The organism is Streptomyces sp. DvalAA-14 (genome assembly GCF_900091855.1).
Lineage (GTDB): Bacteria > Actinomycetota > Actinomycetes > Streptomycetales > Streptomycetaceae > Actinacidiphila.
This window is the reverse complement of record NZ_FMCH01000407.1, coordinates 1-9846: the sequence shown is the minus strand read 5'-3', so window position 1 is coordinate 9846 and position 9846 is coordinate 1. Positions and strand designations below refer to the sequence as shown.

Here is a 9846-nt window from a genome sequence, read left to right as displayed (position 1 = left end):
ATCACCGCGCCCACACCGGGCGTGCAGCTCGCGGTCTACCGCATCGTCCAGGAGTCGCTCACCAACGCGCTCAAGTACGCCGGCCCCGCGACCGGTCTGCTGGTGACCCTGCGGGTGACGCCCGACACGGTGCACCTCGAGGTGCGGGACACCGGTCCCGGCGACAGCGCCGCGCCGGCCGCCCCCGACGGCAACGGCCTCGGCCTGATCGGCATCCGCGAGCGCGCCGTACTGTCCGGCGGGACCGCGACCGCGGGCCCGCGCCCCGGCGGCGGCTGGTCGGTCGCGGCCACCCTGCCCCTCGATCCCGTCGCGTCCGACGATCCGCCCGCCCTTTTCGCCCCCGTCGCGTCCGCTGTCGCGTCCGACGATCCGCCCGATCCCCTCGCCCCGGTCGCGTCCGACGATCCCCTCGCCCCCGTCGCACCCCTCGCACCGCCGGCCCGGCAGGAGGAGCGCTCATGACCACCGTCCTCATCGTGGACGATCAGCCCTTGCAGCGCATGGGCTTCCGGATGCTGCTGGACAGCAGCCCGCAGACCACGGTCGTCGGCGAGGCCGCGCACGGCGCGGAAGCGGTACGGCTGACCGAGCGGCTGCGCCCCGACGTGGTGCTGATGGACGTGCGCATGCCGGGCATGGACGGCATCGAGGCCACCCGCCGCATCCTTGCCGCCGGCCACCGGTCCCGGATCCTGGTGCTCACCACTTTCGACGTCGACGCCTACGCCCATGAGGCGCTGCGCGCCGGAGCCAGCGGCTTCCTGCTCAAGGACGCGCTGCCCGACGAACTGCTGGCCGGCATCAGGGCGGTCGCCGCGGGCGACGCGGTGGTGGCTCCGGCCCTGACCCGCAGACTCCTCGACACCTTCGCGCAGCACCTGCCCCAGGACCCCGAACGGGTCGGCGCCCTGGCCCACCTGCGGCGCCTGACCGAACGCGAGCGCGAGGTGCTGGTGGAGGTGGCGGGCGGTCTGACCAACCGGGAGATCGCCGAACGGCTGGTGCTGTCCGAGTCCACCGTCAAGGGGCACGTGGGCCGCATCCTGGACAAGATCGGGGCCCGCGACCGGGTGCACGCGGTGATCATCGCCTACGACGCCGGCCTGGTCAGCCCGCGCCGCAGCTGAGCCGGCCGGCGTCCGCCGCTCAGGCGTCCACGCTCAGCCGCCCGCTGCTCAGCCGTCCGTCGCGCTGCCGTCGCTCAGTCGTCCGCGCCGGGCCGGGGCGGCAGCGGGAAGCGCAGGGTGGCCGCGGCCACGTGCTCGCGCAGCGGCGTCTTGGCCCGCACGTGCTCGATGCTGCCGCCGTCCTCGATCACCGCCGCCACCAGCTCGTCGACGACGTCGGGGGTCTGGCGGACCGCCTCGCCGCACAGCGGGCAGGTGGTTCCGGACAGCGCCAGCCAGCCGTCCCGGTCGCACACCACGCCGGGCACCGTCTCCCCGTCCTGGACCAGCAGGCTCCGTGCCGCCGCCACCGAGCCGGCCCACAGGCTGTCGTCCAGGCCCACCGCGGCCGGCTGCCCGGCCGCCGCGGCGTCCAGGCACTCGTCCACCAGCCGCTTCTCCTCCGCGCGGTCATGGGATTCCAGGACCGCGCGGGCACTGGCCCGCACCTCGGCCGGGGTGGCGCTGTCCATGTCCGCGGTGAAGGTGCCGGCCAGCCGGACCCGCAGGTCGGCGGGCAGGCAGTCCAGGAAGGCCGGCAGCTCGTCCGCCTGACCACCGACGGCCAGCAGTTCGAACTCGCCGCGGCGGAAGCGGTCGGTGAGCAGCTCGGCGACCCGCCGGTAGTGGTGCTTGGTCATCTCGTCGGCCTTGTGGCGCAGCCGGTCGCCGCCCCGGCCGTCCGGGTAGCCGGTGGTGCGCGGGAACGGATCGCGGAACGTGTCGGTCTCGCGCATCTCGTCCAGGTAGAACTCCCAGCTCCGGACCCGGCTCCGGTCGACCAGGACGGCGCAGGTCCGGTGGTACTCCTCCAGCGTCGCCACCAGCGGACGTATCCAGGGGGTCGCGTCCTGCACGATCCGGTCGTGCACCGGCCGGGGCAGCGCGACCTCCTCGAACAGGTTCCGGCCGCTGCACGAGAAGAAGGCGACCGCGCCGGGAGTCTTGCGGTCGTCGACGACCGCGTCCATGATCCGCGCCAGGTCGTCGCGCACCGACATCCGCACGTCACGGTCGAGCGAGCGGTCCTCGGCCATGGGGCGGATCCGGTCCAGCAGGTCCAGCACGCGGGCACGGAATTCCAGACGAGCCGGCTGATCCACATCGACCTGCGCGTAGACCGACACCACCGGGAACCGGGACTCCTCGAACTGCACGAGCCGGTCGATCGTCTCCTGCGTGATCATCTCTGCTCCTCGCCGTTCCGGCGCCCGCGCCCGGCCGCCTCTCGGCGGGCCGGGACAGGCACCTTGGTTGCGCGGCAGGTCCGTGACGCGTGGACCCCGTGCGTCCGCCCTCGGCACCGTGGACCTCGATCGGCCCACCGTTACCAGCAAACGCCGCGGGGGGCCGACGGGCAAACGGACGGCCGCCCGAGGCCGGGGCGACCGCGCGTCGGCCGCCGCCCGGTCGCCCCGGGTGGCGCGACGGCGGCGGAACGTGTGCGTGCCGGGACACCGGCGTCCCGGCGGCACGCGGCGCCGCGGGGCCGCTCAGGCGGGGAGCAGCTGCTGGAGGTCGCGGGGCAGGACCGAGCCGATGTTGTGCCATTCGCCCTCGGAGATGTGCGCCTTCAGTGCCCGCAGCACGTTCTTGGCCAATTCCTCCATCCCGCCGTCGACCTGGTGCGGGAACTCCGCCCCCACCCGGGCCAGGAATTCGTCCTTGTCCATCTTCACCGGCACCCGGCTCGGGTCCCAGCGGTCGTAGTAGATGCCGCGCACCAGCAGGGGCAATTGGGCGGCCAGATGCGCCGTCTCCTCGACGGTGAGCCGGTCGCGCAGCGCGTGCAGCGTGGCCCGCAGGGCACTGTAGGACTGGTGGCGCTGCTCTTTCGGCCACCCTTGAGCCCGTTCGATGTGGTGCAGCAGCGTGTTCGTCGTGTCAACGGTGACGTTGAAGGACGAGAGGCCTGTTTCCGCCATCTGTCTGTCCTTTCCCGGCGCGGTGCGAGGTACGGCGTAGGACATGATCCACTCGACATTATGGACATAACGGCCGCCATTGTCGTGTCGGACGACGGCCGGCCGTGACCGCGCGGCCGCCGGGCGACCCCCGCGTCGGGTGCCGGTGCGCCGGCCGCGTTCGGGCACCTTGACGCCGGGACCCGGCCGGGCAGGATGGGCACATGCCTCTCGACATCGCGCAGGTCCGCAGCGAATTCCCGCTCTCGCCCGGGGAGTGGCCCACTTCGACGGCCCCGGCGGCTCGCAGGTGCCGCTGCGGGTCGGGCAGGCGGTGGCGGACACCCTGTGCAGCGGCATCGCCAACCGGGGCGCCGTGACCGCCGCCGAGCGGCGCGCGGAAGGGGTGGTGGCCGGCGCCCGGGCGGCGGTCGCCGACCTGCTGGACTGCCGGCCCGAGGGGGTGGTGTTCGCCCGTTCGATGACCCAGGCGACCTACGACATGGCCCGGGCACTGGCCAAGCAGTGGGGCCCCGGTGACGAGGTGGTGGTGACGCGGCTCGACCACGACGCCAACATCCGCCCCTGGGTGACCGCGGCCGAGGCGGCCGGCGCGACCGTGCGCTGGGCCGGCTTCGACCCCGTCACCGGCGACCTCTCGGTGGACGACGTGGCCGCCGAGCTGTCCCCCCGGACCCGCCTGGTGGCCGTCACGGCCGCCTCCAACCTGCTCGGCAGCCGCCCGGACACCGCCGCCGTAGTCGAGGCGGCGCACGCCGCGGGCGCGCTGGCCTATGTGGACGGGGTCCATCTGACCGCGCACGCCGCCGTCTCCATGGCGGACCTCGGCGCCGATTTCTACGCCTGCTCGCCGTACAAGTTCTTCGGCCCCCACCACGGCGTGCTGGCCGCGGCGCCCGAACTGCTCGAGACGGTGCGCCCGGACAAGCTGCTGCCGTCCGGCGACAGCGTGCCCGAGCGGTTCGAACTGGGCACACTGCCCTACGAGACGCTGGCCGGGACCACGGCCGCCGTCGACTTCATCGCGGGCCTCGGCGGCTCACCCGCCGCCTCCCGCCGCGCCCGGATCGCCGACTCGATGCGGCAGGTCGAGGCCTACGAGGAGGAGATCTTCACCCGGCTGCTCGACGGGCTGGCGGCGATCGACGGTGTGACGCTGCACGGCTCGCCGAAGCGGCGCACCCCCACCGCGCTGTTCTCCGTGGCGGGCCGCTCCCCCCAGGAGGTGTACGAGCGGCTGGCCGCGCAGGGCGTCAACGCCCCGGCCGGCAGTTTCTACGCGATCGAGGCCGCCCGGCACATCGGACTCGGCGCGCCCGGCGCGGTGCGGGCCGGGGTCTCCCCGTACAACACCACGGACGACGTCGACCGGCTGCTGGCGGGCGTCGGAGAGCTGACCCGGTAGCGGGGCGGGGCCCCGCCACCGGGCGCGACGACCTTCGGCGCCGGGTCCGTCGCCGGCTGTCCGGCCGCTACGACGTGACGTAGCAGGACTTGGCCACGCCGGCGAGGGGGTCGCTGCCGAAGGCGGCACTCGTGCACGGGGCGCTGCCGGTGAACGTCGCGTAGAGGTAGTCGCCGTCGGCGCCGTAGGCCACCGTCCTGCGGCCGTTCAGCGCGCAGGTGCCGTTCTCGGCCGAGCACGTCACCGGGTAGCCGGCCGGCGGGCCGGCCCACGCGTAGCAGGACTTGGCCACGTTGTAGACCGGATCGATACCCATCGTGTCCACGTCGCAGCTCGTCGAACCGCTGGACCGGCCGATCCAGAAGGCCCCGTCGGCCCCGAAGGCGATCGGCTGGGCTCCGGTGACCGCGCAGGTGCCGTGCTCGGCGGCGCACGCCGTCCAGTTGCCGGGCGGCGGTCCGGACGGGGCGACCCAGCAGCTCTTCGCGACGTTGGACAGCGGGTCGGTGCCGAAGGCGTCATTGGTGCACGCGACGCTGCCGGTGACGACCTGGAAGCGGAAGGCGCCGCCCGCGCCGTAGGCGACCTCCCGGGTGCCGCCGACGGCGCAGGTGCCGTGCTCGGCGGCGCACGCCGTATAGCCCGACGGCCCGCCGGCGGGGGCCAGATAGCAGGATTTCAGCACGCCGTAGGCCGGGTCGGCGCCGCCGAAGGAAGCGCTCGAGCAGCTCGTGGCGCCGGTGGCGGTCCGGTAGGCGTAGCCGCCGGCGCCGTAGGCCATCACCTGGGTGCCGCTCGGGGTGCAGGTGCCGCCCTCGGCGGCGCACAGGGTGTAGCCGGCCGGCAGCGCGGACCCGGTCACCGACGTGCTGAAGGCGGCGGGGGCCGACAGGCCGGTGGCGGACACCGTGTAGCTGCCGGCCGCGACCCCGGTGAGGTAGACGTAACTGCCGTCCGTCGAGCCGCCCGTGACGCCGGCGGCGGCGTGGAAGGCGCCGCCGCTCCACACCGGGGAGCCGTTGACGGAGACGCTGACGTCGGCCGAGCCGTAGGTGGGTACGCCGATCCGGCCGGTGCTCCCCGCCGGGCTGGTCAGCTGCTCGGTGAGCGTCCCCGCGGCCGCGTCGTAGTCCCAGTCGCCCGTCACCGTGCCCTGCGGGAGGGAGATGGTGCCTTCGGTGTGGGTCAGGTCACCGGGATGCGGGACGAAGTCGAACTGGCTGGTGCCGGTCGGCGCCAGGCCCAGCAGGTAGAAGGTGAGCGCGGATGTCGGGCCGGTCGCCCACCCGTGCGCCAGGCTCATGTAGGTGCCGCCGTAGTCGAAGGAGCCGTCGGAACGCAGGCCCTCCCAGAAGGTGCTGCCGGTCCCCGTCGGGCTGTTCAGCATGTAGCCCCACTCGCGCCGGACGAGGGTGAGCGCGTTGATGTCGTCGTCGGCCACGAAATGGGCCTGGACCTCCATCGATCCGGGGAAGGTGCCGATGGCTCCGCCGTCCTTCTCGGGGCTGGCGGCGCCCACGTTGTTCCACCGGGCGGCCAGCGCGCGGGCGATGGCGGTGTTCTTCGCCGGGCTGTCGGTCAGTCCGTACCAGGCGGCCAGCGAGTTGCCGTCCTGCGGGTAGAGGGTGCTGGTGGGGTTGTCCCGGTAGAGGCCGATCGTGCTGTTCCACAGCCGCTGGTTGGCCGCCGATTTGACCGCGGCGGCGCGCTGCTGCCAGCCGGTGGCGTCGGCGGTGTCGCCCTCGGCGCGGGCGAGCGCGGCGCCACCGGTGAGGGCCGCGTAGAGGAGCGCGTTGGCCTCGATGTTCTCGCCGCCCTGGCCGCCGCGGGCCCAGTCGGCGGTTCCGGTGACATTGAGCAGCCCGGTGCCGTCGATCTTGGCGGTGATGAAGGCCATGCCCAGCTTGTAGCGGGTCCAGACCGAGTCGAGCCAGGCCTTGTCGGCGGAGTAGGTGTAGTAGGACGCGGTCCCGATCAGCGTCCAGGTGTGATAGGTGTCGGAGCCGTAGAAGTTGACCGCGGGTCCGCCGTACTCCAGTTCACCGGTCGAGGAGTTCTGGTGCTGGTAGAGGCTGTTGAGGGCGTTCTTGGTGGACGCGATGTCGTCGGTGGACGCGTACTCGGTGGGCAGCGAGACGCCCAGGTCGCCCGGCCACACCGCCCGGTCGCGCTTGGCCCCGTCGCTGAGGATGCCCGCCCCCGAGCCGATGACGGCGTTGTTCTCCCATCCGGACGCGGGCGGCGGATAGGCCCGCCCGGTACCGGGGTCGATGGTGTCCATCTGGACGGTGTAGGCGCCGGCGTACCAGATCTTGTTGAGCAGCGGGTCGCTGGAATAGAAGTAGTTGCGGTAGGCGCTGGGGTCGCTCATGCCGGCGGCGCCGGTGAAGGCGAGCGAGACGCCGTCGAGGTCCACCCAGCCGGAGGAGGACAGGAAGACGGTCAGATAGCGGAAGCCGCCGCGCAGCTTGTCGGTCGGCATGGTGTAGGTGCCCGCGCCGTTCACGGTGGTGTGCAGGGCGCCGTCGGTGCCCGAGCCGGAGTAGACGGTGCCGGCGCTCAGGTCACTGATCGGTCCGGTGTACAGCGACGACTCGCTGAAGGCGAGGCCGACCTGCTGGCCGCTGCCGCTCGCCCCGGCGAACTTCAGCGTCACCAGGCCGCCGACTTCCTTGCCGAAGTCGAGCACCAGTGCCGAGTTGGCCCCGGAGATGCGGGTCGAGGCCCCGGACAGCACGTTCTGCGGCGACCCGACCGAACCGGAGGTGCTGTGCACGGCGACGGGGGGCAGCGTCCGGCTGGACGGGGCGTAGATGTACGCGTCCCCCGCCGAGCGTCCGGCGGGCGCGGCGGCCGCCACCGCGGCGACGGCCCGGGAGCCGGCGGGCGCCGGGGAGGCGGCGGTGCTCGACGGGAGGCCGACCGCGGCCCAGGCGGCGGCGATGAGGAAGACGATCCAGGCGCGGTACGACCGGGCGGATGACGACCGGGCGGATGACGACCGGTGTTCGGGCAGGTGGGGAACTTCCACGACGCTGACCCTCCGAATCGGTGGGAGCGCGGCTCCCGTCGGCATGAATCGATTCATTCACGACAAGCGTGCGCACTCTATGAGCGGTGCTGACGGGGCGTCAAGGGAGCGGGCGGGACCGGCCTGAAACGTTCTACGCGAACGGCGTCGACCCCTCGGCGGACCTTCGCGGACCCCGGGCGGGCGGGTCGGCGGTCGTGCCCGCGGGCGTGTCCGCGGGCCTCGGTGGACCTATCCGGTCGCAGCGCTAGGCCGTGTCTGACAAATAGCGCCGTCCGCCCGCAGGGCGGGGCAGGCGGGATTTGTCAGACACGGCCTAGGAACGCCTGTCGTCCGCGGGGCCGAGCAGGGTGTGCAGGGCGGGCACGGTGGCGCCGAAGGTGCCGAGCGCGGCCAGCAGCGTGGCGGGCCAGCTCGTCGTCTGGAGGAAGGTGAGCGAGCCCACGAGCAGGCCGCCGACCAGCGCGCCGAGGAAGATCACCGCCCACCGCAGCGGTAAGGGGTCCGGCGGGCGCGGAGGGGGTGTCGGTCCGGACATGCGGTCATCCTCCAGCTTCGAGGCGCGGGCGGGGCAACCGGAGGTGCACGAGACGGCGGCCCGCTCGGATATGACGACCACAGTAGCCAAGGAGCATTCTTCAGCGTTGTGTGATCGACCATCGCGCGGCCGACGGGCTGCCCATCTACGGTCAATGACGTATGCGCGCGTCCTTCCGGCGGCTCGATGGCGGAGAGAGTGGCCAACTGGGGCCGATCCTACGGATGATCAGATCTGCCTTGTGATGTAGCGTGCCTGCCATGAGTGATGACGAACGGGGAGACACCGCGAACTCCGGCGAGGCGGCCAGGGGTTCCACGGCGCGGATCGTGGCGGAGCTCGGCGGCCAGATCGTGGACGGCGGCAAGCCCCGCGGTTTCCACCTGACCGTCGAGGCCGTGACCGAGGAGCTCGGGGTGACCCGGCCCATGGCGCGCGAGGCACTGCAGACCCTCCACCAGAAGGGGCTGGTCAACCTCCAGCCGAGGATCGGCGCCACCGTCCAGGCACTGGGCGACTGGGACCTCCTCGACCCGGACGTGATCGCCTGGCGCCTGCAGCGGGCGCCGGACAGCCAGATGCGCTCGCTGACCGAACTGCGCGAGACCATCGAGCCGCGGGCCGCCCGGCTGGCGGCCGGCCGGCGGGCGGCCGAGATCTGCCACGACCTCATCAGCCTCGCGCACGAGCTGCACGCCCTCAGCACCGCGGCGGACTTCGACCAGCCCGAGGCGGGGCTCGGGATCCGCAAGCGCTTCCGCGATGTCGACGCGCTGTTCCACCGGACCCTGTTGCGCGGCTCGGGCAACGAACTGCTCGTACGGCTGGCACACCCGGTGGAGATGGCCCTGAACCACCGGATCGACCGGGACTGGGCCGGCGGCGACCCGCTCCCGGCCCCGGCCGCGGCCGTGTCCGGGCCCCACCCGGCGCCCGGCCCCGGCTCCGACACGGGTCCCGGTTCCGGTGTTGGCCCCGGCCCCGGTCCCGATTCCGGCGCCGGCACGGTCCGGCGCTACCCGGTGCGGCCGCAGCCGGCCGCCATGTGGTTCCACGTCGGACTCGCGCACGCCGTCGACCAGGGCCTGGCCGCCACCGCGGAGTCCTTCGCCGAGGCGATCCTCGCCGAGATCCGCTACGGGCACCTCCAGGATCCCGTCGTCCGCGAGCAACTCCGCGCCGGCCTCGTCCGGTTCAACGTCGACCGGCTGCGCGCGACCGACCGGGCGCCGTTCCGGGAGGCCATGGGGGAGATCGTCGGAGCCGGCCATGCCCCCGTCGTCGTGATGGGGGTCAGCGGCAGCGGCAAGTCCACCGTCGGCAAGCTCCTGGCGGCCTCCTTGCGGGCGCCCTTCGAGGAGGGCGACAGCTTCCACTCGCCGCAGAACATCGACCGGATGGCCCGGGGCGTCCCGCTCGACGACCGCAGCCGCAGCCCGTGGCTGGCGGCCATCGCGCGGCGCGCCGCCGCGACCCCGCCGGAGGAGGGGCTCGTGGTCACCTGCTCGGCGCTCAAGAGGATCTACCGCGAGGTGCTGCGCGCGGCCCACCCCGACACCTTCTTCGTGCACCTCGTCATCGACGAGGCCGACGCCACCGCCCGGCTGTCCGGCCGGGGCGGCCACTTCATGCCCGCGTCGCTGGTCGCCTCGCAGTTCGACGCGCTCGAACCGCTGGAGCCGGACGAGGCCGGCATGACCCTTCGCGCGGATCTGCCGCCGCTGCAGATCGTCGCCGAGGTCCAGGCGCGGCTGGCCGCACGGCGGATACCGGCGTGA

General features: G+C 73.3%; 8 protein-coding genes. 4 read left to right on the top strand and 4 right to left on the bottom strand.

The features are described from left to right. Both GA0115240_RS37650 and GA0115240_RS21475 read left to right on the top strand, forming a co-directional pair. Positions 1-465, top strand: a 465-nt coding sequence (locus tag GA0115240_RS37650; protein ID WP_237555086.1) for a sensor histidine kinase, incomplete at its 5' end; no start/stop codon positions are given. Then, positions 462-1130 (top strand): response regulator, encoded by a 669-nt coding sequence (locus tag GA0115240_RS21475; RefSeq protein ID WP_093738653.1) that lies wholly within the window; start codon positions 462-464, stop codon positions 1128-1130. The genes GA0115240_RS37650 and GA0115240_RS21475, both read left to right, overlap by 4 nt. A 74-nt stretch (positions 1131-1204) precedes the next feature. Here the strand turns inward: GA0115240_RS21475 and GA0115240_RS21470 are convergent, their stop codons facing one another. Together GA0115240_RS21470 and GA0115240_RS21465 are read right to left on the bottom strand one after the other, a co-directional pair. After that, positions 1205-2356 carry a baeRF10 domain-containing protein gene (locus tag GA0115240_RS21470; RefSeq protein ID WP_093738651.1) on the bottom strand — a complete coding sequence of 384 codons (1152 nt, stop codon included), beginning with the start codon at positions 2354-2356 and terminating at the stop codon, positions 1205-1207. A gap of 306 nt (positions 2357-2662) precedes the next feature. Then, positions 2663-3094 carry a DUF2267 domain-containing protein gene (locus GA0115240_RS21465; protein WP_093738649.1) on the bottom strand — a complete coding sequence of 144 codons (432 nt, stop codon included), beginning with the start codon at positions 3092-3094 and terminating at the stop codon, positions 2663-2665. A 256-nt stretch (positions 3095-3350) separates the two neighbouring features. On the opposite strand from GA0115240_RS21465, the gene GA0115240_RS21460 reads away from it, so the two are divergent. Then, positions 3351-4499 (top strand): cysteine desulfurase-like protein, encoded by a 1149-nt coding sequence (locus tag GA0115240_RS21460; protein WP_346267964.1) that lies wholly within the window; start codon positions 3351-3353, stop codon positions 4497-4499. A gap of 67 nt (positions 4500-4566) precedes the next feature. On the opposite strand, the gene GA0115240_RS21455 is transcribed toward GA0115240_RS21460, so the two are convergent. Both GA0115240_RS21455 and GA0115240_RS36280 read right to left on the bottom strand, forming a co-directional pair. Continuing rightward, the gene (locus tag GA0115240_RS21455; protein WP_256069917.1) at positions 4567-7530 is read right to left on the bottom strand and encodes an alpha-L-rhamnosidase-related protein; all 2964 of its coding nucleotides are present in this window, start codon (positions 7528-7530) and stop codon (positions 4567-4569) included. Between the two features lie 316 nt (positions 7531-7846). Beyond that, on the bottom strand, positions 7847-8068 hold the full coding sequence (locus tag GA0115240_RS36280) for a hypothetical protein (protein WP_141708918.1): 222 nt from the start codon (positions 8066-8068) through the stop codon (positions 7847-7849). Positions 8069-8328: 260 nt separating this feature from the next. Between GA0115240_RS36280 and GA0115240_RS21450 the strand changes: the two genes are divergently transcribed. After that, a complete protein-coding gene (locus GA0115240_RS21450; protein WP_093738645.1) occupies positions 8329-9846 on the top strand; it encodes a gluconokinase, GntK/IdnK-type in 1518 nt (505 codons plus the stop codon).

Bases quoted from the DNA above. Each gene is read 5' to 3' on its own strand.
- GA0115240_RS21475 (WP_093738653.1), top strand. From the start codon at position 462: ATGACCACCGTCCTCATCGTGGACGATCAGCCCTTGCAGCGCATGGGC.
- GA0115240_RS21470 (WP_093738651.1), bottom strand. From the start codon at position 2,356: ATGATCACGCAGGAGACGATCGACCGGCTCGTGCAGTTCGAGGAGTCC.
- GA0115240_RS21465 (WP_093738649.1), bottom strand. From the start codon at position 3,094: ATGGCGGAAACAGGCCTCTCGTCCTTCAACGTCACCGTTGACACGACG.
- GA0115240_RS36280 (WP_141708918.1), bottom strand. From the start codon at position 8,068: ATGTCCGGACCGACACCCCCTCCGCGCCCGCCGGACCCCTTACCGCTG.
- GA0115240_RS21450 (WP_093738645.1), top strand. From the start codon at position 8,329: ATGAGTGATGACGAACGGGGAGACACCGCGAACTCCGGCGAGGCGGCC.